Annotated in this window: 21 protein-coding genes and 1 pseudogene; 4 read left to right on the top strand and 18 right to left on the bottom strand. The window is 33.8% G+C overall.

From position 1 onward, the window contains the following. Positions 1 to 226 precede the first annotated feature (226 nt). From purT to tsaE, 10 genes and pseudogenes are all read right to left on the bottom strand, one after another. Positions 227 to 1,408: a formate-dependent phosphoribosylglycinamide formyltransferase gene (gene purT / locus H3S88_RS02550; RefSeq protein WP_198227459.1), complete on the bottom strand. Its 1,182-nt coding sequence runs from the start codon at positions 1,406 to 1,408 to the stop codon at positions 227 to 229. 91 nt (positions 1,409 to 1,499) lie between these two features. Beyond that, a complete protein-coding gene (locus H3S88_RS02545; protein ID WP_198227457.1) occupies positions 1,500 to 2,798 on the bottom strand; it encodes an adenylosuccinate synthase in 1,299 nt (432 codons plus the stop codon). Positions 2,799 to 2,817: 19 nt separating this feature from the next. Continuing rightward, a complete protein-coding gene (hflC, locus tag H3S88_RS02540; RefSeq protein ID WP_198227482.1) occupies positions 2,818 to 3,780 on the bottom strand; it encodes a protease modulator HflC in 963 nt (320 codons plus the stop codon). A 17-nt stretch (positions 3,781 to 3,797) separates the two neighbouring features. Continuing rightward, positions 3,798 to 5,015, bottom strand: coding sequence for an FtsH protease activity modulator HflK (gene hflK / locus H3S88_RS02535; RefSeq protein ID WP_086326191.1), 1,218 nt, complete (start codon positions 5,013 to 5,015; stop codon positions 3,798 to 3,800). A gap of 23 nt (positions 5,016 to 5,038) precedes the next feature. Then, positions 5,039 to 6,334 (bottom strand): ribosome rescue GTPase HflX, encoded by a 1,296-nt coding sequence (gene hflX / locus H3S88_RS02530; protein ID WP_198227455.1) that lies wholly within the window; start codon positions 6,332 to 6,334, stop codon positions 5,039 to 5,041. Positions 6,335 to 6,355: 21 nt separating this feature from the next. Continuing rightward, positions 6,356 to 6,601, bottom strand: coding sequence for an RNA chaperone Hfq (gene hfq, locus H3S88_RS02525; RefSeq protein ID WP_065738153.1), 246 nt, complete (start codon positions 6,599 to 6,601; stop codon positions 6,356 to 6,358). A gap of 304 nt (positions 6,602 to 6,905) precedes the next feature. Then, entirely contained in the window at positions 6,906 to 7,817 is a 912-nt protein-coding gene (gene miaA / locus H3S88_RS02520; protein ID WP_086326193.1) for a tRNA (adenosine(37)-N6)-dimethylallyltransferase MiaA, read from the bottom strand. Further along, positions 7,814 to 9,673 carry a DNA mismatch repair endonuclease MutL gene (gene mutL / locus H3S88_RS02515; protein ID WP_198227453.1) on the bottom strand — a complete coding sequence of 620 codons (1,860 nt, stop codon included), beginning with the start codon at positions 9,671 to 9,673 and terminating at the stop codon, positions 7,814 to 7,816. The genes miaA and mutL overlap by 4 nt, the downstream gene beginning before the upstream one ends. 20 nt (positions 9,674 to 9,693) lie before the next feature. After that, positions 9,694 to 10,398, bottom strand: a pseudogene (locus tag H3S88_RS02510) (N-acetylmuramoyl-L-alanine amidase); the annotation flags it as partial. A gap of 67 nt (positions 10,399 to 10,465) precedes the next feature. Then, a complete protein-coding gene (tsaE, locus tag H3S88_RS02505; RefSeq protein WP_065738149.1) occupies positions 10,466 to 10,933 on the bottom strand; it encodes a tRNA (adenosine(37)-N6)-threonylcarbamoyltransferase complex ATPase subunit type 1 TsaE in 468 nt (155 codons plus the stop codon). A 134-nt stretch (positions 10,934 to 11,067) separates the two neighbouring features. On the opposite strand from tsaE, the gene tusB reads away from it, so the two are divergent. The 3 genes from tusB (at position 11,068) to H3S88_RS02490 (ending at position 13,187) form a co-directional block, all read left to right on the top strand. Further along, positions 11,068 to 11,349 (top strand): sulfurtransferase complex subunit TusB, encoded by a 282-nt coding sequence (gene tusB / locus H3S88_RS02500; protein WP_086271722.1) that lies wholly within the window; start codon positions 11,068 to 11,070, stop codon positions 11,347 to 11,349. 163 nt (positions 11,350 to 11,512) lie between these two features. Continuing rightward, positions 11,513 to 12,076 (top strand): L-threonylcarbamoyladenylate synthase type 1 TsaC, encoded by a 564-nt coding sequence (tsaC, locus tag H3S88_RS02495; RefSeq protein WP_144092584.1) that lies wholly within the window; start codon positions 11,513 to 11,515, stop codon positions 12,074 to 12,076. A gap of 4 nt (positions 12,077 to 12,080) precedes the next feature. Continuing rightward, positions 12,081 to 13,187 (top strand): anhydro-N-acetylmuramic acid kinase, encoded by a 1,107-nt coding sequence (locus H3S88_RS02490; protein ID WP_144092586.1) that lies wholly within the window; start codon positions 12,081 to 12,083, stop codon positions 13,185 to 13,187. A 6-nt stretch (positions 13,188 to 13,193) separates the two neighbouring features. Here H3S88_RS02490 and kdgR read toward each other — a convergent pair whose 3' ends face one another. The 4 genes from kdgR to H3S88_RS02470 form a co-directional block, all read right to left on the bottom strand. After that, complete coding sequence (gene kdgR / locus H3S88_RS02485) at positions 13,194 to 13,988, bottom strand: DNA-binding transcriptional regulator KdgR (protein WP_086309374.1); 795 nt, start codon at positions 13,986 to 13,988, stop codon at positions 13,194 to 13,196. 117 nt (positions 13,989 to 14,105) lie between these two features. Further along, on the bottom strand, positions 14,106 to 14,426 hold the full coding sequence (locus H3S88_RS02480) for a cupin domain-containing protein (RefSeq protein ID WP_065601995.1): 321 nt from the start codon (positions 14,424 to 14,426) through the stop codon (positions 14,106 to 14,108). 96 nt (positions 14,427 to 14,522) lie between these two features. Next, positions 14,523 to 15,317: a gluconate 5-dehydrogenase gene (locus H3S88_RS02475; protein WP_065739115.1), complete on the bottom strand. Its 795-nt coding sequence runs from the start codon at positions 15,315 to 15,317 to the stop codon at positions 14,523 to 14,525. 49 nt (positions 15,318 to 15,366) lie between these two features. Beyond that, positions 15,367 to 16,539, bottom strand: a complete 1,173-nt coding sequence (locus tag H3S88_RS02470; protein ID WP_086326199.1) for an oligogalacturonate lyase family protein — start codon at positions 16,537 to 16,539, stop codon at positions 15,367 to 15,369. Between the two features lie 250 nt (positions 16,540 to 16,789). Between H3S88_RS02470 and H3S88_RS02465 the strand changes: the two genes are divergently transcribed. Beyond that, on the top strand, positions 16,790 to 17,425 hold the full coding sequence (locus tag H3S88_RS02465) for an RpiB/LacA/LacB family sugar-phosphate isomerase (protein ID WP_065738144.1): 636 nt from the start codon (positions 16,790 to 16,792) through the stop codon (positions 17,423 to 17,425). 292 nt (positions 17,426 to 17,717) lie between these two features. Here the strand turns inward: H3S88_RS02465 and H3S88_RS02460 are convergent, their stop codons facing one another. Genes H3S88_RS02460 through H3S88_RS02445 form a run of 4 tightly spaced genes read right to left on the bottom strand, consistent with a single transcriptional unit; the run spans position 17,718 to position 24,362 of the window. Further along, on the bottom strand, positions 17,718 to 19,961 hold the full coding sequence (locus tag H3S88_RS02460) for a hypothetical protein (protein ID WP_198227451.1): 2,244 nt from the start codon (positions 19,959 to 19,961) through the stop codon (positions 17,718 to 17,720). A gap of 30 nt (positions 19,962 to 19,991) precedes the next feature. Then, positions 19,992 to 21,158 carry a polysaccharide lyase family 1 protein gene (locus H3S88_RS02455; protein ID WP_198227449.1) on the bottom strand — a complete coding sequence of 389 codons (1,167 nt, stop codon included), beginning with the start codon at positions 21,156 to 21,158 and terminating at the stop codon, positions 19,992 to 19,994. Between the two features lie 20 nt (positions 21,159 to 21,178). After that, a complete protein-coding gene (locus H3S88_RS02450) occupies positions 21,179 to 22,744 on the bottom strand; it encodes an SGNH/GDSL hydrolase family protein (protein WP_198227447.1) in 1,566 nt (521 codons plus the stop codon). 49 nt (positions 22,745 to 22,793) lie between these two features. Continuing rightward, positions 22,794 to 24,362: an oligogalacturonate-specific porin KdgM family protein gene (locus H3S88_RS02445; RefSeq protein ID WP_198227445.1), complete on the bottom strand. Its 1,569-nt coding sequence runs from the start codon at positions 24,360 to 24,362 to the stop codon at positions 22,794 to 22,796. Positions 24,363 to 24,408 lie beyond the last annotated feature (46 nt).

Here is a 24,408-nt window from a genome sequence, read left to right as displayed (position 1 = left end):
TTTAGTCCGTAGACTTTAATCTTTCGTCTCGCAAGTGCCCACACAGATTGTCTGTTTCTTCTTTTTAAAGAGCTGACAGCTTTTTCATTTAACTAAATGTTTTGTTATTTAGTTTGCTGTCTCAAGGGTTGCGTATGTTACTCACTTCACTTGCACTCGTCAACCCCTATTTTAGAAATTTTGTTATTTTTGGATTGATCGGTTGCTTTTTATCCAAAACAGTGCGTTATAGCGTTATTTTGAGTTGTTTAACTGCATTTACTGCTTTATTTACCGCTTCGGAATTCGTTTCGGCTTTCGCCAATGCGACTCCCATTCGTCTTACACCCTCTACTTCAGGTTTACCAAATAAACGTATATCTGTATGTGGTTCTTGTAATGCTTTTTCTAAATTAGCAAATGTAACTTGTTTTGAAGAACCATTTACTAAAATCACTGCTGAAGCTGCAGATCCGTATTGTTCAATATTAGGAATAGGTAATCCCAATATAGCTCTGGCGTGCAATGCAAATTCGGACAAGTTTTGAGATATTAATGTCACCAAACCTGTGTCATGTGGGCGAGGGGAAACCTCACTAAACCAAACTTGATCACCTTTTACAAACAATTCTACACCAAATAAACCTCGTCCTCCTAGCGCATCAGTTATTTTCCTTGCAATTTCTTTTGCTAGATTTAAGGCTTGATTAGACATTTGTTGTGGTTGCCAAGATTCTCGATAATCCCCTTTTTCTTGACGATGACCGATAGGTTCACAGAATGAAATACCATTGATATGTTTGACAGTAAGTAAAGTAATTTCGTAATCAAAATCCACAAAGCCTTCTATTATTACTTTTCCCTCACCAGCTCGACCGCCTTCTTGAGCATAGGTCCATGAGGAATCAATATCCACTTCACTTCGTAATAATGATTGACCTTTACCAGAAGAACTCATAATTGGTTTGACAAAACAAGGAAAACCGATCTCTGTTATCGCTTGTTTAAATTCTGTTTTATTTGCAGCGAAACGATAAGGTGAAGTCGGTAACTTTAATTTTTCAGCCGCAAGGCGACGTATGCCTTCACGATTCATTGTTAATTGAGTGGCTTTGGCCGTTGGGATTACAGTAAAACCTTTTTTTTCCATCTCAACTAAGGTATCAGTGGCTATTGCTTCTATTTCAGGAACAATATAATCAGGTTTTTCAGTTTCAATGATGTTTCTTAGTTCATCACCATCTAACATATTGATTATATAATAACGATGTGCAACTTGCATCGCAGGAGCATTAGCATAACGATCAACAGCAATAACTTCACAACCTAATCGTTGTAATTCAATCACAACTTCTTTAGCTAGTTCTCCAGCGCCACAAAGTAAAACTTTTGTTGCACTAGGTGATAATGGTGTCCCTATTTTTGTCATAATATCCTCTTATAGGTTTAATCATTATACTTTGTTAATTAGCTTAAAATAAAAAATCGGGATAATTATCCCGATTTTTCTTAATTTAAAATTATACTGAATATGGATCTCGTAAAATCATGGTTTCACTACGATCCGGACCTGTTGAAATAATATCAACTGGTGTTTCCGTTAATTCTTCAATTCGTTTGATATAGGCTTTTGCAGCTTGTGGTAGTGCATCATAACTCTTGATTCCAAATGTTGATTCACTCCAACCAGGCATTGATTCATAAACTGGTTTTACTAAACTCCAATCTTCAGCTGCTGCTGGTGCATTTTTTATTACATCACCATTTGGTAATTGATAGCCTACACAAATTTTAACTTCTTTAAGACCATCGAGTACATCCAGTTTTGTTAGACAAAATCCAGAAACAGAATTAAGTTGTACCGCTTTTCGAACAGCAACCGCATCTAACCATCCAGTACGACGACGACGACCTGTTGTTGCACCGAATTCATTCCCTTGTTTACAAAGGTATTCACCCGTTTCATCGAATAATTCTGTAGGGAAAGGTCCTGCCCCAACTCGTGTAGAGTAGGCTTTAACAATCCCTAATACATAACCAACATAACGAGGACCAAAACCAGAACCAGTTGCTACTCCACCCGCGGTTGTATTAGAAGAGGTCACGTAAGGATAAGTACCATGATCAATATCAAGTAATGTACCTTGCGCTCCTTCGAACATAATTTTTTCGCCTTTTTTTCGTGCATCTTCTAAAAGAGCAGGAATATCGGCAATCATAGACACTAAAGTATCGGCAATCGCTAATGTGTCATCAAGAACTTTCTGATAATCAACAGTATCGGCTTTATAGTAATTAACTAATTGAAAGTTATGGTATTCCATCACTTCTTTTAATTTTTCAGCAAATACCGCTCTATCAAGTAAATCCCCGACACGAAGTCCACGACGCGCAACCTTATCTTCATAAGCAGGTCCAATGCCGCGACCGGTAGTACCAATAGCTTTATTACCACGAGCTTTTTCTCGAGCTTGATCTAATGCAATATGATAAGGCAAAATTAATGGGCACGATTCAGAGATGAGTAGTCTTTCTTTAACGGGGATACCTCTAGTTTCAAGTTCTTTCATCTCTTTCATTAAAGCATCAGGGCAAAGCACTACGCCATTAGCAATAATACTAATAACATTATTATGCAAAATTCCTGATGGAATTAAGTGTAGTACAGTTTTTTCACCATTAATAACTAATGTGTGACCTGCATTATGTCCGCCTTGATAACGAACAACATATTTTGCTTTTTCAGTAAGTAAATCGACAACTTTACCTTTGCCTTCATCACCCCATTGTGTACCTAACACAACAACATTATTACTCATAGACTGTTTACTCATTCTGTTATTTATTTGATTTCAATTTCATATACTGGAAAAACTCACTATCCGGACTAATGACCATCACATCATTGCCTGTAAAGCTTTGTTCATACGCTTTTAAACTACGAATAAAACTAAAAAACGCCATATCTTTGCCAAAGGCATCAGCGTATAGTTTTGCCGCATTAGCATCACCTTCACCGCGGATAATACGAGATTGACGCTCTGCTTCTGATAATATTTTGGTTGCTTCAAGTGTAGCTGTTGCTCTTGTTTCCTCAGCTTTTCTAACACCTTCAAAACGTTTATCACGTGCAATAACTTCACGTTCTGCTCGCATTCTTGCATAAATGGAACCAGAAACCTCAGCAGGGAAGTTAATCTGTTTAATTCGCACATCAATCACTTCAACACCAAATGCTCTTAAGCTGGTTTTATTGCTTTCAGGATCTTTTTGGGTGTCAGCAACCAATTTGTCAATTGGTGCTGAGTCAACAGAGTCCTGATGATTGCCATTTAAAGCATCCTTAACTCGAATCATCAAAGAATTTCGTGATTTAGTATCAGCGTTAGAATCATTAATAATGTCTTTATTGCTTAATTTACCGATTTCAGCTCTTAGGCGACCATTTAAACGCGCTAAAAGTAAATCTTCAACATTATTACCACCAGCAACTGTTTCATAATAACGGTTAAAATCAACAATTTTCCACTGAACAAAATAATCAACAATCAATTCTTTCTTTTGTACGTTAAAAAATCGTTGTTCTTTGCTGTTATTAGAACTATTAGTTGTTTGAATTTTTGCATCAATAACTTTGATGCTATCCATACCCGGAACTTTAAAATGTAATCCTGGATTAGATAATCCAATAATTTTGTTAAATCTTAAAACAACACCACGTGTCCCTTCTTCTATCACATAAGCGCTGGAAAAGAACATACCAATTAAAATTAAAACAACAGGAATCAATAATTTACGCATATTCATCTTTCTCCTTATTATTGTCCCATAGTTCGCATAGTTCTTGCTGTGTTACCAGTAGAACTACTGTTACTTGTTGTGGCACTTTTTTGTGATTCACTTGCTGTTTGAGGTATACTTTTTATCGCTTCAGAAGAACTTGGCATATTAAAATTATAGTCACTATTTTGATTTACAGTTGGTGTAGATACTTTTTCGCTTTTATTTTTTAATAATTGTTCTAATGGTAACACCATTAAATTACCGCTTTTATCACTAACGATGACTTTATTCGTTTTCTCTAATATTTTTTCCATCGTTTCAATATATAAACGCTCTTTAGTTATTTCAGGAGCTGCTTTATATTGCGGTAAAATTTGTTCAAAACGTGCAACATCACCTGCCGCTTCAAGTTCTACTCGAACTTTATAGGCATTAGCATCAGCTAAAATTCTTGCCGATTTACCTTCAGCTTGCTGAACTAATTGGACTTTATCAGCTTCTGCTTGTTTGATTTCACGTTCACTATCGCCCTGAGCACGAATTGCATCATCATAAGCATCTTGAACCTCATCCGGTGGACGAGCCACTTGGAAGTTTAAATCAACAATATTAATTCCCATATCATAATGGGTTATTACATTAACGAGTTCATCTCTGGTGCTACTTTCAAGAATTGAACGACCATCGGAAATGATAGCATCAATATTAGAGCTACCCACAGCGGTTCGAAGTGCACTATCTGCAGCTTGGCGTAGGCTATCTTCAACATTAGTAACATTGAATAAATATTTTAATGGGTTGCTGATACGATACTGTACATTCATCTCAACAAAGACAAGGTTTTCACCTGTAGTAACAATAAAGCCTTGAACATTGAAATTTCGAGTACCTTGGGTGTCAACAACATAGACTTTATCGATTAAGGTAGGTTTCCAATTTAGTCCTGGTTGAACAATTTCAGGTTGAACTTGACCAAAGCGGGTAATAACGCCTCTCTGACTTTGATTAATGGTATAAAACCCACTTAGACCCCAGATAAAAATTATAGCAATAAATGCTATAGCAATAATTTTTGACGGACTCATCGGTAATTTAGTTTTTGATGAACCACCATTGTTATTGCCTAAATTACCTTTTTTTAGAAAATCTTTAATTTTATCCAATATATCATTTGTTGAATTGGAAGGTTTTTTGTTGTTACTTCCCCATGGATCGTTATCTTGTCCGTTATTTCCGGGCTGATTCCACGCCATATTTTATATGCTCCATTTAACGATTAGTTGTTATTTTGCGTATTAATTAAGTATAACAGATCTGGCTCCTGTTTACAGAGACGATTCCATTCAATAGAAGGCATTCTCACATCTAGTCGAAAACTACCATCATCATTAATAAATTCACGTTCTACTGCATTTAACTGATAAAAACGACTTCTGAGTTTTGCCAAATGAGCTGGTAAATTCAACTGGCAAACTTGAATCTGTTTAGCAAGCCTTTCTTTTAATGCTATAAATAAGATATCTAATCCTAAACCATTTTGAGCAGAAATCCAAACACGAATTGGGACTCCTTCTTCATCACGATCAATACTTGGCTGTCTACCTTCAATTAAATCAATTTTATTCATTACTAACAATGTTGGAATATCATGTGCATCAATTTCAAATAGTACTTCTTCTACTGCATGTATATTATCCAACATATTAGGATCCGCCGCATCTATAACATGCAGCAATAAAGCGGCTTCTTGCGTTTCTAACAATGTTGCTTTAAAAGCCGCAATCAGATCATGAGGTAAGTGACGAATAAAACCTACTGTATCAGCCAATACAACTTCGCCTACATCATCGACTGTAATCCTTCTTAAGGTAGGATCAAGTGTAGCAAATAACTGATCAGCCGCATAAACATCGGCATTCGTTAGAATATTAAATAGTGTTGATTTACCTGCATTGGTATATCCAACTAAAGATGCTGTAGATAAATCGGCTTTATTTCTTGATTGACGATTTTGATTACGCTGTTTTTCTACTTTAGCCAATCTTGATAAAATTAATTGAATTCTATTACGAATCAATCGTCTATCGGTTTCTAACTGTGTTTCACCTGGTCCTCGTAAACCAATACCACCTTTTTGTCGTTCTAAATGTGTCCATCCGCGAACTAAACGAGTAGATAAATATTGCAATTGTGCTAATTCAACTTGTAATTTACCTTCATGCGTTCTTGCTCGTTGAGCAAAAATATCTAAAATCAAACCTGTTCGATCAACAACGCGACATTCACATAGTTTTTCTAGATTCCGTTCTTGAGTAGGCGTCAATGTATGATTAACTAAAATAACTGAAGCTTGTAGTTCTTTAACTTTTTCTGCAATTTCTAGGGCTTTACCCTCACCAATAAAATATTTGGCTTGAGGGGTTTTTCTTGATGTTGTCACAATATCGAGAATCTCTATTTGAGCAGAAGTAACCAATACTTCAAACTCTTTTAGATCCTCGATATCGCTTTCTTGAGGAAGGAAAACATGGACTAATAAGGCAGATTCTCCGCCCTTATATCGCTCAAACAATCAGATTCTCCGCTGATTTAATCAGTTTCCATTTTCCTCTTCTGGCTGAGATACTAATCCAGAAATTGATCTTGATGGTACAACTGTTGAGATAGCATGTTTATAAACCATTTGGCTTACAGTATTTTTTAGTAATATAACAAATTGATCGAATGATTCGATTTGACCTTGTAATTTAATACCATTAACCAAATAAATTGATACAGGAATATGCTCGCGACGAAGCAAATTCAAATAAGGATCTTGTAATGACTGCCCTTTTGACATGAGATTATCCTTTAAAATGAAATAATATGAAGATTGAAATTATATTTTCAAAAATAAATATCTACTGTAATTGCAATTATAGAATATTTACGTAAGTAAATACCAAAATAACATAAAAAAGACGGCACTTGAACCGATCAATAGCAATTTATGCACAAATAACTAAAATTTTAATAAATTTACATTAACTAGACAAAAAAATATACGAAACCGCCTCATTAACTTAAAATATTTTAACAAAACTAAATAAACTATCAATAAATAAAAAGACCAAGGAATAAGCAACAAAAATATCTATTTGAAATTAAAAGAGATGATTGAAAATATTTTCCATATTATTTTTATTTAACCACGTTATAGGCTGCTTCCAACCACGAAGCCAGGTAATTTGCCGTTTTGCTAATTGACGAGTCGCGCAAATTCCTTTGAATACCATTTCATCATAACTGGTATCTCCATTTAAGTATTCCCACATTTGGCGATAACCAACACAGCGTATAGAGGGTAAGTTTAAATGTAAATCAGATCGTTGCATAAGCGTCTTGACCTCATTTTCAAAACCTTGATCTAACATCTGTAAAAAACGCTGCTCAATACGCTGATGAAGTTCAGCCCTATCATCTGGCATGATAGCAAATTGCATAACATCATATGGCAAAGCTTCACCACTTTCTTGGGTTAGCTCAGTTAAACTTTTACCAGTAATAAGATAAACTTCCAAAGCACGATTTAGGCGCTGTGGATCATTAGGATGGATACGCTCAGCCGATACTGGATCAACTTTTTGCAATTCTTCATGAATCGCTTGCCACCCCATTTTATTGGCTTTTTCCTCTATTTGTTTACGTATTTCCGTGTTAGCAACAGGAAGCGGTGACAACCCCTCAATTAACGCTTTAAAATATAACATGGTGCCACCGACTAACAATGGAATGCGTCCTTTACTTAGAGTCTTTTCGATTTCGACAATCGCATCATGCCGAAAATTAGCTGCCGAATAGCTTTGTGCAGGATCGCAAATATCAATCAATTTATGTGGATATTTCTGTAGCTCTGCTTTTGTTGGTTTTGCTGTTCCAATATCCATGCCACGATAAATGAGCGCTGAATCAACACTTATAATATCAATAGGATAACGCTCATAAAGAGCCATAGCAAATGCCGTTTTACCAGATGCAGTCGGCCCCATTAAAGAAATAATTTTTGGTTTGTTCATGATAAAATCGATTGAGTAAATAATTGTATATTAACTGGATATAAAAATGTTTGTTGCTGTAACAGATTAATATCTATCTGTTCTAACTGAGCTAATAACTGAATCACTTTCGCTACGCTCCAACATACTGCATGGCCGTCATCATATTGATTGGCTAACCAATTAGCTATTTGTGTTGGATCTAATACTACTTGTTCTGATTCTGATAAAAAACTAATTAATGCTGGCAAGATTTGTTGCCAATTCATAGTCCGCAACATTTTTGGCACACTTTGTAAATGTAATTTTGCTTTATCTACATAAAAATCAAAACCTAAAAAATTTAATTGTTTTTGATAACTCGTAAAAACTTGCTGTTCTTTATGATCAATTAATATCGTTAAAGGAATTAATAATTTTTCAGATTCTTGAGATAATAATTTAATTGCCGTTACTTTTTGTTGGGCAACCGGTAATTTCATCAACATTAATTTTTGCTGATTATCTTCATACTTTTCAAGCAATGCCACATCAGATTGAATGACCGTTAATACTCGGCCAAATTGCACTAACGATGAACTGTCAAGTTGCTGTTGTAATGATTGTAATGGCACATTTCGTTTAGGAAATAGTGCCTCAATAACTGCCTGTTGTGGTGCGGTTATTGCATCCTTATCTTCTGTCGATTGAAAGGATTGTGGCTGAGTTTTTTCTAATTCAACTTTTGGTTTCGTTTCGACTAACTGACCATAAATTGCATTTTCTTTAATATGATTAATTGGTTTTTTAGGTAACGAGCCAATTGTTGGATAATTTTTCTGCTCAGTTTCGATTTTTTGATTAAAGATGTTTTCACCAGCAGCTTGTCGATTTGGAGCCATTACCATTTTTTCGTTATATGCGAGCTGTTGATTTGATTCAAGTGCCATGACAATTGCTTGATAAACAAAATCATGTACTAATCTCGCTTCATGGAAACGAACTTCGTGTTTTGCTGGATGTACATTAACATCGACTTGCTTAGGATCAATTTGTAAAAATACAACATAACTCTGTTGTTCATGAGTACGGCTATTGTAAGCTTGTCGCAATGCATGATTGAGCAATTTGTCTTTTATGACACGACCATTAACATAAAAGTATTGCAGTTCGCTACTTTCACTACTAGTAACCCAGCCTTGAATCACTAAATCATCGTGTTGCCAATCCAGTTTTACCGCTTTTTGCATAAACGCTCGGCCGCAAACTAATTCCACCCTTTTTTCTAATTTTGATGCTCGATACTGTTTAACCAATTTACCGTTATGTTGCAAATTAAAAGAGACATCAGGACGAGCCAGTGCAATGCGACGTACAAATTCCTCGATATGCATAAATTCGGTTTTTTCTGTTTTTAAAAAACGGCGCCTTGCTGGAGTATTATAAAATAGGTCAAGAACTTCAACTGTTGAGCCAATGGGATGAGCCGCTGGTTTAATAGTTGGCGTCATATCTCGACCTTCCGCATAAACTTGCCATGCTTCAGACTGTTCAGCGGTTCTCGATGTTAATGTTAATCTAGAAACAGAACTAATACTTGCTAATGCCTCGCCACGAAATCCAAGACTAATAATTGCATCTAAATCATCTAACGTACTGATTTTACTGGTTGCATGACGAGCTAAAGCAAGGGCTAATTCATCTTTATTAATTCCACAACCATTATCACGAATACGAATTAATTTACAGCCGCCTTGCTCAAGATCTATATCAATTTGAGTACTGCCCGCATCAAGGCTGTTTTCAACTAATTCTTTAATAACCGATGCGGGGCGCTCTACTACCTCACCTGCTGCAATTTGATTTGCTAATTGGGGAGATAGAATGTGGATTGCCATTAATGTTGTTCTCCAAATTTAGGGTTCTGTTTTACGTAGTTTTTTATACCTTGATAAATGGCTTTAGCAATCTTATCTTGATGGGCATTACTGCTTAACAGACGCTCTTCTTCTTGGTTAGAAATAAAACCAACTTCAATTAAAATCGATGGGATATCAGGTGAACGTAAAACACCTAAACTTGCATGTTCCGGCAGATTTTTATGAAGATTAGTTACACTTTTGATTGATTTTAAAACTTGCGTTGCTAATTCATAACCTACTCGCTGAGAATAAGAAAATTGTAAATCTAACACCGCTTGATTTAAGTGACGATTATTATCGTCAGCGAGAACATCACCAGCCCCGCCTAATAATTGAGATTTTTTTTCATCTTGTTCAAGCCATCGACCAAGCTCAGTATCGGCTCGTTTGGTCGATAAAACCCAAACTGATGCGCCAGTTGCATTACGATTTGGCGCTGCATCAGCATGAATTGAAACTAATAAATTAGCTTTATTTTTTCGAGCAATGTCTGAACGCTGGGGAACCGAGATAAAAGTATCACTGCTCCGGGTTAATACTCCTTTAAAACTAGGATCTTTATTTAACAAATTAGTCAATTTTTTGGCAATTGAAAACGTAACAGTCTTTTCATATAAATTACTTTGACCTATTGCACCAGAATCTTTACCACCATGCCCTGCATCAACGGCGATCACTACTTTAGTTGCATAAGCTGAACTACAAAACACTAATAACATTAAGAAAGTAAGTAATTTTTTCATGATCTTTTACCGTTAATGTTTATTGTTAAAGATTAATAATAGTTCGACCCTTTTCGCTTTTTGCTTGCACACAAGCCGTTCGCTCACAGGCTAAATAAGCCAAATGAATTTCGAGATCAGCACTTGGTAATATACCTTGTGCTTGTTCAGGCCATTCAACTAAACAGATCGAACGCGAAGAAAAATATTCACGAATACCCATAAACTCAAGTTCTTCAGAATCAATTAACCTGTATAAATCAAAATGATAAACAGAGAAATCACTAAACTGATAAGGTTCAACTAAAGTATATGTTGGACTTTTGACATTACCTATATGACCTAATTGTTGTAAAAATCCACGACTAAATGTGGTTTTACCTGCACCAAGGTCACCCATTAAATAGATAACTATCGTATCATCATGTGTGGATAAATAGTTTAAACATTGCTTAGCAAGTTTGCCACCCAATGAAATAGTTGCTTGCTCATCGGCTAAAATAATAGGTTTCATGATGAATTCTTTGCTCAATAAATAGTCCTTATTATATACTAATAACCATTAAAGATGTACCAAACAAGATTAACTTGCTTTTCTGTCAAAAAGTTTCAGGTTAACTATACGTTTCAGTATAAAAAGTGAGAATTATGTTACATACTATTTCAACCGCTAACCAATCAATCGTAGATACACAATTAATATCGCAACAAGATGCCGTTTTATTTTGGCAAAACGGTGTGATTATTGCGCTACAAGATAATCCATTATTGGATGAAATTATCAAGAAAACTGCACATTGCTACATTATTGATAATGATATTCAAGCACGTGGTTTACAGCCATTTATTGATCCAAGAGTCAAAATTATCAATATGCAGCAAGCAGTTGAATTAACAGCAATCAATTACCCACAAATGAATTGGCAATAATAAGGTTATTTGTAAACCAGCCCAAACTGTCAGTTTTAATTCTTAATCATTGTGTTTTATTATCGATAATTGTGATGTTTTAAATTAATCTCAGCTAATTTGCAAATCTAAATCCCTAGGTTTAATATAATTTTCAATCGTTTTAATTAACATTTAAATCTTAATGACAAATTTATTAACACTATCAGAATGTAATGATCGTTTAAAAAAGGGTGATGTTATTGCTTACCCGACCGAAGCGGTTTTTGGATTAGGTTGTGATCCTAACAGTGAAGCTGCTGTACTAACCCTACTAAAGTTAAAGCAGCGCTCAATTGATAAAGGGCTAATTTTAATTGCAAGTCATTATCAACAATTACTCCCTTATATTGATGATTCATCCCTTAATAAAGAACAAAAGCAGTTAGCATTTACGAGCTGGCCCGGACCAGTCACTTGGATTTTTCCCAAAAATAGAACAACGCCCTATTTTTTAACGGGTAAATTTGATTCTATCGCGGTGCGAGTCACTGATCATCCTTTAGTTTGTCAGCTTTGTGATCTATTTGGTAAACCACTCGTTTCATCAAGTGCTAATCTTTCAGGTCATAATCCCTGTCGAACTGTTTTGGAAGTCAAAAGACAATTTGGGGACGATTTTCCTGTATTAAACGGTGAAACCGGCCATCGCTTACAACCTTCTGAAATTAGAGACATAAGAACGGGTAAAATCATTCGACAAGGATAACATTATGCAAAATTTATATATTGGTGTAATGTCTGGTACCAGTATGGATGGTATTGATATTGCTTTAGTGAATATAACAGAAAAAAAAGTTACATCAATCGCTAGTGATTGTTATCCAATGCCAGCCCATTTAAAACAACTTCTACTGACGTTATGCGAAACCAAACAAACTTCATTGCAAAATTTAGGTGAAATTGATCACATACTTGGGCAGCTTTTTGCTGATAGTATAAATCAATTTTTAAAAGATAATCAGATAAAAAAACACCAAATTACAGCTATTGGATGTCATGGGCAAACCATTTACCATGCACCAAGTGGCGCAAATCCGTTTACCATGCAAATTGGAGATGCCAATATTATTGCAGCCAAAACAGGCATAACCACTATTGCAGATTTTCGCCGTAAAGATATGGCTTATGGTGGTCAAGGTGCACCACTGGTGCCGGCTTTTCATAAAGCAGTATTACAAGATCCACATATCAATCGTGTGATACTTAATATTGGAGGAATAAGTAATATCACTGTTTTAATACCTCAATACCCTGTAATAGGTTATGACACAGGTCCTGGTAATGTATTACTCGATGGATGGATCAAAGAGCAGTTAGGTAAAAACTATGATCAAGATGGATTATGGGCAAAAACGGGGAACATTAACCAAGATTTATTAGATTATCTTTATAAGGAAAATTATTTTCAAATGCCTGCACCTAAAAGTACGGGTCGAGAACTATTTAATTTACCTTGGTTACACAATAAATTAGCAGGCTTCAATTTAGCTGCGCACGATATCCAAGCAACTTTAGTTGAGTTGACAGCTTTATCTATTTCCAATGAAATAAAGAAATTACCGATAGAAAATAGATTATCTTGTGAGCTGTTAGTCTGTGGAGGTGGCGCAAAAAACCCTCTTCTTATGGCGCGTTTATCTCGATTGCTTCCGTCATGGACAGTATTAACAACAGATACAAAAGGCATAAATGGTGATGATATGGAAGCGATTGCTTTTGCTTGGCTTGCTTATTGTAAAATCAATAATCTTCCATCAAATATTCCAGAAGTAACAGGAGCAAGCCAAGCAGTAAGTTTAGGGGTTATTTATCAATAATTATCGTTAATCTGATGATTTTGACTGCTTATTATAACCAATTAATTCAGATATTTTTGCTGCAGCTTGACTAATTTCACTCACTAGTTTAGCTTCATCTTCCTCAGTACTGCATCTAAAAATTGAGGTTGATAGACTTAAGGCAGCAATAATATTGCCTAAACGATTATAAATGGGTACCGCAAAACAACGTAAACCAAGCTCAGATTCTTCATCATCTTTGCCGTAGCCTAAACGTTTAACTTCATCAAGTTCAGCAAAAAATGCCTCTTTACTTGTAATAGTTTTAGGTGTGTATTGAACAAAATCTATACTATCAACTAAGCTTTTTTTGCTTTCATCATCTAACCAAGCTAATAACACTTTACCTAATCCACTAGCATGCACCGTCGCTTGATTACCTATTTTAGACGTTAAACACAGACTATATTGTTCTGATGCCACTTTATTAATGTAGATAATTTGGTCACCTTCACGAACGGCTAAATGAATCGTTTCTTTTGTTTTATCCCTTAACTTTCTCATCTCTAAATCAGCAATAGCTAAAAAGTTTTGGTGATAAAGCACACGGTTACCTAAATCAAGTAATTTCAAATTAAGAGAATATTTATCTGAATCTTCTTCTTGATTAACATAACCTAATGATTTCATGGTTTGTAAAAATCGATAAGCTGTGCTTTTTGGCATCATTACTTTTTGCGATAATTCTGATATAGCGATGTCTTTAGATTCAGATAAAGCTTCTAAAATTCCGAAAACTTTTAAAACCGAAGCAACCGATTCTGGTGAGCTATCATTCATTATTAGCACATCTCCTTACTAAAAATTAGTCATTATTCTATTATTAAACGATCAACTAGAACAAATAAAAACTATCGAAAGTATATCATAATTAATAATGAGTCGTTACTAGCTATTTTATAAAAAATCTAATCTCTGCGGAGTAAACATATCAAGCAACACACCCGCTTGTTTGCAAACGCAACCATGCTCAATATTAGGCTTTTTATATAACGTATCGCCAGTACGAACAATTTTGGTTTCATCACCAATAGTAAATTCGAATTCACCCGATAAAACATAAGTGAGTTGTTCGTGTGGATGATGATGCATTGCACCAATAGCGCCTGTTTCAAAATGAACTTCAACCGCCATCATATTACCATCATGCGCTAAAACTTTACGTTTAACGCCATTTCCTAAATCAATTAATTCAATATCCGAATTAAAACAAAACATGACATCACTCCTAAATTCATAAAATAAACAAGAGATAATAAAAATATATCTTTATTTTATTATCTCTTAAATTAACTAATTTTTAAGCTTATTTAATTAAGGTTGTTTACCAATATAAGCCAAAATACCACCATCAACATAAAGAATATGACCGTTGACAAAATTTGAAGCTTCAGATGCTAAAAATACGGCTGCACCGGCTAAATCATCAGGAGTACCCCATCGTCCTGCAGGTGTTTTAGCAATAATAAACTGATCAAATGGGTGACGAGAACCATCTGCTTGTTTTTCACGTAATGGTGCAGTTTGAGGCGTGGCAATATAACCCGGACCAATACCATTACATTGAATATTGGCATGACCAAATTCAGAACAGATGTTTTTAGTTAACATTTTTAAACCACCTTTAGCGGAGGCATAACCAACAACCGTTTCACGGCCAAGCTCACTCATCATTGAACAGATGTTAATAATTTTACCACTGCCTTTTTTGATCATTGAAGGAAGAACCGCTTTTGCCATAATAAATTGACCGGTAAGGTCGATATCAATAATTTTTCGATAATCAGCAGCACTTGTTTCAAGCATTGATTTGCGTTGAATAATGCCAGCATTATTCACTAAAATATCAATCACACCATGTTCTTTTTCAATTTGGGCAATGGATTTTTCAACAACCGCTTCATCTGTAATATCAAATAGATAGCCATGTGCATCAATACCAGCCTCTTTATAAGCATCAAGGCCTTTTTGTAAATTTTCAGGTACCACATCATTAAATACGATTTTCGCTCCAGCACTCGCTAATGATTTTGCTATCTCAAAACCGATGCCATAAGACGCACCCGTTACCAGCGCTATTTTATTGGTGAGTGAAAATTTATTTAAAATCGACATAATTATATTCTCCGTTATCGTTATGATAGACAAAAAGGGTCTATCACATTTCTTCTAATATGTTAGCTGGCACTTTGGTTAAATAAAGTGCGGGTTCATCTTGTGCATCACATGAGTATAAAACGTATTTATTATCAGGTGAAAATGATGGATGAGGATGAGTCACTTGACGATCACCATCTAAAACTCGCCATGTACTATTATGCTTAACCAATTTATGTGCTGTTTTTGTTTTAGGTGCTAAAATATAAAGCCATGGATCATTTTCAATTTTGTAACCACTGGTATCAATTACGTCAACTGGGCTGCCAGTTCCATCTCCAATATACAGCGTACCATCAAAATTACTCATTAAGTGTGAACAAGCTGGCATCTCCATAATTTCTTTATCTTCATTCGTCACAGGATTATAAAGACGGATATATCGTTCTTGTTGTCCTTTCATATAAGACACATAAGCAAGTCCTGATCCATCTGGAACCCAAAATTCATGAGTACAACTCTCACCAGGTAAATTATCATGGGCTTTTCGTTCATTTTTACCATCACGATCGACCAACCAAATTCTTGCATCAACTAAATCATGAGGTCCTTCATGGCAAAATGCGATAGTATTATCATCAAAAGGTCTAAAAATTGGATGCCCTAACCATACATTTTGATCAATTACTGTTTTAGCTACACCCGTTTCAATATCAATCTTGATTAAACGGCAGTGTGGATTTTTATCATAAAATGCTTTAAATATTGTCCAGTCGGTAAGTGGTGTCCAATCTTTTTTATCAATTTCAATACCGACAATTTCATTACAATCACTATTGGCAACCCATGTACCATAACCTACCCATTCATCGGGTACAGTATAAACATTTTTTTCTTCTAAAGTTTCAAGATTAACTTGTTGTAAATTGCGTTCGTTTTTTACATAGTATAAAAATTTATCATCTGGCGATAAAAAACCACCAAAGGTATTATCACCAGGCCCTTCGGTTAGTTGTTTTGCTGTTTGGTTTTCAATATCAAGTAAATAATAGTTACGATTAGTATCAAACTCACCAGCAAAAAGTAGCTTTTGGCCATCATTAGTAAAGCACTTTTGATAGAAATAATTGCGATGGCATAAAATACCTTCTGGTGTTAACCGAATAATTTCATTTTTTGAATCTTCATCAGTAAATGATGAATATGATAGCTTTACGATATTCCCCTTAGCCATATAAACTCCCTGAATAGAAATACACAAATGTTTAAAAGATATTCATTTATAAATATAGTAATATAAAAAGATTGATGATTTTGTGACTTTCATCACATTGCAATAAATTTATTAAAACATCGTTTTATTTTACTTAAAAAAATTGATATATTTTTTTTCAAGTTTATAATGAAAGTAAAATGTACTAATAACCAATTACAACACTTTGTTATGTAATAAGTTATTATCTCAATCAAAATAGAGGGAAATTATGAAAATAGCACTAATGAACGAATTTAGCCAAGCAGCTAAAAATCCAATTATTTTAAATGAATTAAAAAACGCAACTGAGAAACATGGACATACGGTTTTTAATGTTGGTATGGATGGCGACAACGATAAAAAATTAACTTATGTTCATTTAGGTATTATTAGCGCTATTTTATTAAACAGCAAAGCTGTTGATTTTGTTATCACAGGCTGTGGAACGGGACAAGGCGCATTAATGGCATTAAATGCATTTCCAGGTGTTAACTGTGGTTATTGTATTGAGCCTACTGATGCTTACTTATTTGCACAAGTGAATAATGGTAATGCTTTATCGCTTGCTTTTGCTAAAGGCTTTGGTTGGGGCGCAGAACTGAATGCTCGTTATATTTTTGAAAAAGCATTCGATGGCGAAAAAGGGTTAGGTTATCCGCCTGAGCGTCGCGAATCTCAAAATGCTAATGCCGTAATTTTAAATGATATGAAAAATGCAGCTGGAAAAAGTTTAATTGAAGCCTTGAAATCGATTGATCAATCATTACTTAAAGATGCAATCAGAGGCGAACGTTTCCAAAAATGTTTATTTGAAAACAGTCAAGATCCTGAGATTACAGATTTTATCAAAAGTTTACTAGCTTAATTTAGAATTAATTACTTATTGCATCCTAAAAATTTGTGTCATTTCAACTTAATTGATGAAATGGCACATTTCTCATTACTTCTTATAATCTCTTTATTTAATAGATTCAAATAGAGTGATATTAAATATCACTATTAAATTTAATTATTTTTTAGCAACAAATCTTAAACACAATTAATTATCATGTAATAAAAATTGAAGAATTAGATTGGAAAAGGAAAATTTGAAGATAAAAAAAGCGCTAAGCCTGATTATTAGACTTAGCGCACTATTTTTTAATTATATTGTTTGATTATTTTGCTTTATTTTTTTCGATTAAGGTTTTTAACTCTTTTGGTAATACAATATTACCCTTTTCATCTCGAGTTATTTTAAATTCAACATCACGTTGCCATAATTCATCACTGGTCACTGATTTAAAATGTTTACTTTTAATCTGTGGTCCAAATGAATCTTTTATTGCTGATTCCCAGCTATCACGAATAGAGTAATTATGTTCAAACGTTACCTTTGGTTTTAAAAACTCATACGGATTAGCTCGTAAAATATAATTATATCTTGCGCTATTAATCGAAATATTATTATTCATTATATAAGAACCAGTATTAAAGTTATCTGTAAATCCATCCATATTATTGTTTAATGAAATAGAATTGATAATTTTATGATTTACTGGTTGTCCTTCAGCACCTAATTTAAAGCCATTACCAATACTTCCTTTAGCAATGTTCGGTTTAGAGAAAGGAAAACCATTTGAATAAGTGACTGAACTATCAATTAATACTGGTTCATTTGGACCATCTTCAATTTTATTATAAAGATCAAACCCATCATCGGTATTATTATGTGCAATACATCCTCTAAAGACATTCCCTTTACCAACACCTAATTTAGCGGCAAAGCCATCCGCATTTTTACCTGATTTATCCATATTATTATAAGAATCAGAGTTAAGAATTAAGTTATAAGATGGCCAATAAATTCTATTTTCGTTTTTATTTTTGGCTGATATTGCAAGTCCTGTATCACTGTTATTACGGGTAATAACTTGATCAATGACATTATGACTACCCGAAATTCTTAAATAGGCTGGCTTATTATCTTTATCATCAATATTTCCATCAAAGATAACGTGTTTAATAGACCAATAGTTGCTGTCTAACTTAAATGTGTTATTGATAAAAATGGCTTTATGTTTATTAATTGCTTGTATCGTTTTTAATTTATCTGGCAATCCGCTTAATTGAGCTGGAAGAGTGATACCGTCGTAATAGCCATCCATCAAATGAATAACACCACCAGGGACAACGCTATTAACGGCGGTTTTAAAATCCACTGGTGATTGCTCGGTACCTTTATTATCTTTTTTACCTTCCGGTGAAACAATAATATTAGATAAATCTTCAATTGATGATTGATTTAAATCTACTGTAAAAGTTTGTGTATTAGTTTTTCTTTTATCTTTAAACTCTACAGTAAAGACATTGCTACCCTCTTTTAGCTGAGTTGGGAACTGTAATAATTTACCCGTTTGCGCCTTTAATTTTTTATTAATTTCTTTAACGGTTACAGTACCTGAAGTATTTGGGAAAAACTGTAATGTATAATTTTTACTAAATACATTTTGTGGTGATGATAAGGTTAAAGTTGGCTTAATATCCACAATAACTTCTGGTTTAGCCGGTAATTTATCATAGTTAACTTTTTCATCATTAAGCGTTAATTTAGAATTTTTAAATTCAACTTTTGCATTTCTAGACGCAAAAAAACCAACATAAATATTTTTATTATCTTGTTGATTTAAAAATCCTGAATAATCATTGGTTGCCCACTGTTTCTCTTCACCTGTCGCATTATTTTTCATCGATAAGATAAATTGATTGTCTGTTCTTGTCATTGTTAAATGCATACTTTTCACATTAACATAGTTAACATTTTCAACATAACCAACTTTCTCAATTGATATGCCTTCATTACCCCATGCTTTTTTTACGCCATCACGTACTAAGCCAGTTACTTTTACTAAATTATCATTTTTTTGATTTTGAGTAATTAATGCATTCATAATTACATTTGAAGCATTAGGAAACTCTTCGTAACCCGCTGGTTGCGGTTCACTTCTAGCAACGCCAATGGTATCACGAGCAAATAAACCAACCGCTTCTTGAGCAGCAGGAGTTTTACCATCCACTTCAGGTCCGATTTGCTCTAAGGTAACATCACTTTCTAATATAAAAGTTTGGTTAGCCGGTAATTGGGTATAAAACACCACCATTCCATCATGTGAGTTAGCAATTTTACCTCCACGACTTTCTAAATAAAAATCAGCAGGTAACTGATAAGATTGATTTGGAACTAAATAATCGTTTTGACCAGCTATCCAAGCATTATTGGTTCCCACTTTTTCTGGTTTTATAAGCGATGCAAAGTTTAAGTCTGTCGATTGACCAAAGGCTATCGTTTTCCATTCTTGTGCAGAAGCAACATTAGCATAAAGCGTAGATAGACAAAGTATTGAAGTTAATATTTTTTTCATTATGGGTCCTAACATTTTTTATTACAAATTTTAAAGCTTTCCATTACCGACTAATTGATTGTAGTTATTGCTAAACTGTTTGATATCATCCAAGTTATATTGATAAGGCACAGACCAATTCAAATTATCATCAAAATCACAAGAAGATAATTTCAATTTAGATTCGTTAAATAAAGATTTTCTATCTAGTAGATTATTACCTTTAAATTGTTTAGCTACTTTGCAGTGATCTTTCAAACCATCAATCATAAATTGGTTATTTTCAGAAATAACACTACCTCTATAGCCTAGACCAATTGAATATTGGTAAGGATAGATCGTTTTTGATTTATTAACTGACCCTTTAAAAAGGTTGTTATACATGTGGATTTTGCCAAACCTAACTCGTGGAGCTCGCTGAGTAATATCAGAAAAAACATTATGATGAAGTGTGATATTTAATTTATTTTCATCTTGTTGAGCATTTTTATCACTGTGCCCAATTAACATGGTTTTATCATGATTTTCAAATAAACAATAAGAAATAGTAATCAAATCGCTACCGCTCTTAATATCTAATAAACCATCATGTTGTACATATTTCCAGCCATCTTTTTCTTGATACATATCATCAGTAAATTTACCGTCAGTAAAAGTGACATGATCAACCCAAACATAACTTGAAGAAATAATATTAATGCCGTCCCATTCAGCATTCCAACCATCACCCTCTTCAAATTTTGGTTCAACATCAATTGGTGCTTCAATTTTTAAATTACGAATAATAATATTCTCTACATTAGATAAAATAATTGAGCCATTGATAAAACCCGCATCGTCACCCACACCAATTAACGTCGTATTACTAGGAATTTTGATCAGGGAACGTGATTTTTGATCTTCAAAATTTTTATAAGGTTTATTTTCACTAACATCAATCACTCCTGAAATTTGAATAATCCGCGGTTGATTTTTGTTGATCTTAATAGCATCAAGAAGATCTTTCTTATTATTCACTAGGAAGATCATCTCTTTTTTCGCTTTAGAACCACCTGTTGTTCCACGCTTTGTTGCGGAATTGAATCCACCAAAGCCATTGTCAGGTGCAACATCAAGTGCTTGTTTAACTTTTATGGGTGCGGGTGATAATGCGTAACTGTTAAAGCTATATGAGTTAATTGCTAATGGAATTAACACAGCGATAAGTCGTTTTTTCATTTTAATTGATACCTTAATTTTTATTGATGAATTTTATTAAGATCAACAACCAAATCTTGTTTTAACTGAGGATCGTTGTTGATAGCTGTCGCGATAATTTTAGCTATCGCTTGTGCACCTTTTTCTTGAAAATGGGTAGCATCAGGATTACTAATCACGCCAGAAGTTTGATTTTTATAGTAGGGGTATTTAGGATCATTAGGATCAATAACTAACCAGTAAGACTGCCAGTCATTTTTATGTTGATTAGCAAAGTCAATACTTAATGATTCTAAATCAATTAAAGTTACTTGATTGACTTTAGCGGTATGTTTAATGGTACTGGAATAATCCCCCCAATAAGCAAAACCGGGTTTATTGGCGGTATAATGCATATGACTAACAGGATCGTTACTCTTATTTTGATAAGCAATTTTATTATTTTTATCTTTAAAACGAGTAACTGGCGTCATTAAAATAGGTGTCATCTCTAACTCTTTTGCCACAACAAGGTAATTTTCCAGAGAAGATTGAAATGACATACTCTCTTGTTTTAATGGATGTTGTTTTTGATTGTTATCGTCATTAGGGTAAGTACATAAATTAGCAACATCTACTTTACCTCGTTTCGGATTGTTACCATCACATTTTTCATCATTATGTCCAAAAGCAATGATCATATAATCGCCTTTTTTCATAAAAGGCTTCATCAAGTGAAACCAACCTTCTGTTTTAAAACTACGGCTTGAACGACCAGATTGTGCGCCATTAATGACAATCGTATCTGCTTTATCATTGATGAACTGATCAAAAACTTGTCCCCACCCCATTCTTGGATAAACTTTTTTATCGTAATTCGAGGCGGTTGAATCTCCCAAAATGAAAATACGTTTTTTAGCGTTTATATTTTCTTTTTTTTGTTTAACCGATTGTTGATAATCAAAAGGTGAATCTTGGCTTATTGGTTTAAAACGCATATCAAGCAATACCGTTTCACTTATTTGACCTGTTGCGGAATGATATCCTCGATTAAATAACATAACATCAAGTAAGTCTTTTATTTTTGGACTATTCGTCGTAATTGGATCAAAAGAGTTATCCTCAATACCTACTTGAAGCAATGCTTTATCAAATAATAGATGAAATTTATTATACGTTTTCTTTAATAAATCATCTTCCACAAGAGAAGGTAACGGATTATCAACAAATTTTTCAGGCCCAATAAGATTAACTTGCTTAGCCAGCTCACTGGTTAAATAATCAGTTAACGGATTAATATTAACCGTATTTTTTTCATCTTGTTGTAAGGTATAAACATATGAAAACAGACAATTACCATTACAAAATTGATCATCATGTACTTTACGTTCTAGCGAATTTTTGTTCGTAAAAACAATCAGTGGCGGTGTAAGATTTGATACATCTTGCCGATAAAACCCATCATTGTTGGTAGTTGTTTGTAAAACTTTATTATCAGCATCACGAATAATCACGGATGCGTCTATGGGTTTATTTGCATAAGCATAACCTTGTATGATTGTATTTGCTGATACTTGATTAATTGAAACGCCAACTAATAAAAGTCCAAAAAGGGTTTTCTTCATCATCTTTTCACCACTAACTTGTTTTTCCTAACTTTTTATTAACTCACTAAAATTAGAATAAATATGATAATCCTAGGGCTAATTTAGTTTCCCTTGAGTCAGAATGGACACTTTTAGCCACATCTTCTGCAGCAAAATTCACTTGCCAAGCTTTCGTTACTTGCCAATTTATATCTAACTCTTGCTGATAATCATGTCGTTTATCATTTTGTAATACATAGTTCCCTTTTAAGTATGAAAAGCGATAACCAATGTTCCAATCAGGAGATAGGTTAATATCGGTTCCAACATCAAAGCGATTACGGGAGCGATTATCGACATAACCTTGAACACTATCTTCGCGTTTGCTTCTTGAAACTTTACGATATTCAAAACGATATTGACTATAAAACGATAAATCATCGCTTTGTAACCAAGTCAATTTTAATGCTGGAGAATATCGAACACCTGGGCGTTGTGAATCACTTACATCACCCAACTGATAATGAGGTAAGTTTTCGACACTTTTCGCTTTATAACCACCGCCAGAATAGAATCTAACTTCGATATTTGGTGTTAGAACCCATTGATCAGCTAAATAGAAGTTGTAACCGCCATAGATTTGATAATGGCTTGAAACAAGATCATCAAATAAAATTCTATTTTTTATTTGGTTATAGGTATTTACACTAAGACCTATATAGCCTTTTTTATTAAAATCTACATATAAACCAAAACTATCGCCATGATAATGAGAACTTAAACCATAATGGTGTGCATATTTAAAATAGGTTTTGTAGGAAAAATCGGAATCTTTACTATTTGATTGACCAAAAGCATAATTGAAACCAACTTTAAACTTAGCTTGCCTTGTATCGGTTGTTTTATTTTTTGATACATCAGAAATAGAAAAATAAGGACGAAATAATTTTGAATAATTGTAGGTTATTTTAAATTCTTGTTCATAATCATTTTTTTTGTTGTTATAAGCGATATATTTATTTTTATCAAATGTCCCTTTAGAAAATTTATAAGAATTATTAGTAAAATCACCAAGGTAATAATTAAAGGTATAAGCAAGATTGAATGCTTTAAATCCAGAATAGTTCAATGCCCAATCAAAGCGGTGTCTACCACTATTACTTGTGGCTTTATATTTAACTTGCTGGCCAGATACTTTTGCTGTTTTGTAGCGTTCAGCTTGGGATATTTTTTTCCATTCATAGCGATAACGTATACTGCTTGACCAATCGCTATTAAATTTATAACTGTATTTTAAACCCGGCTGATATAGAACTAAATCTTTACTAAATCCTAATTCTAATGCTGGAATTATCGATCCCCATCCATTATCAAGAGTGATATTTTTTTGAATAACAACACCACCTGATCCACCGTGCATATCATCATATAAAACATCACGTTTGTTTCCTCCACCTTCAGTAACACCAAATTTGAATTCATATTGCCAATTATTATCTGTTTTATGTATTAGTTTAATCGTGTCTCCATGAATTCTATCCATTGATTTCCAGTTATGTTCATATTGAAAAACGGTTTGACCAGAACCAGCAAAGCTATAGATAGGAAAGGTAGATAGAAACATTAAAAGCGGTATTTTTTTTAATTTATAATTACTCATTATTGTTTTCCTATTTTTTAAAATGCTGTTTTATATTTTTTAACAT

Source organism: Gilliamella sp. B14448G11 (assembly GCF_016101765.1).
GTDB classification, from domain to species: domain Bacteria; phylum Pseudomonadota; class Gammaproteobacteria; order Enterobacterales; family Orbaceae; genus Gilliamella; species Gilliamella apicola_N.
The sequence above is the reverse complement of the archived record's forward strand: the minus strand, read 5'-3'. Positions and strand labels throughout refer to the sequence as shown.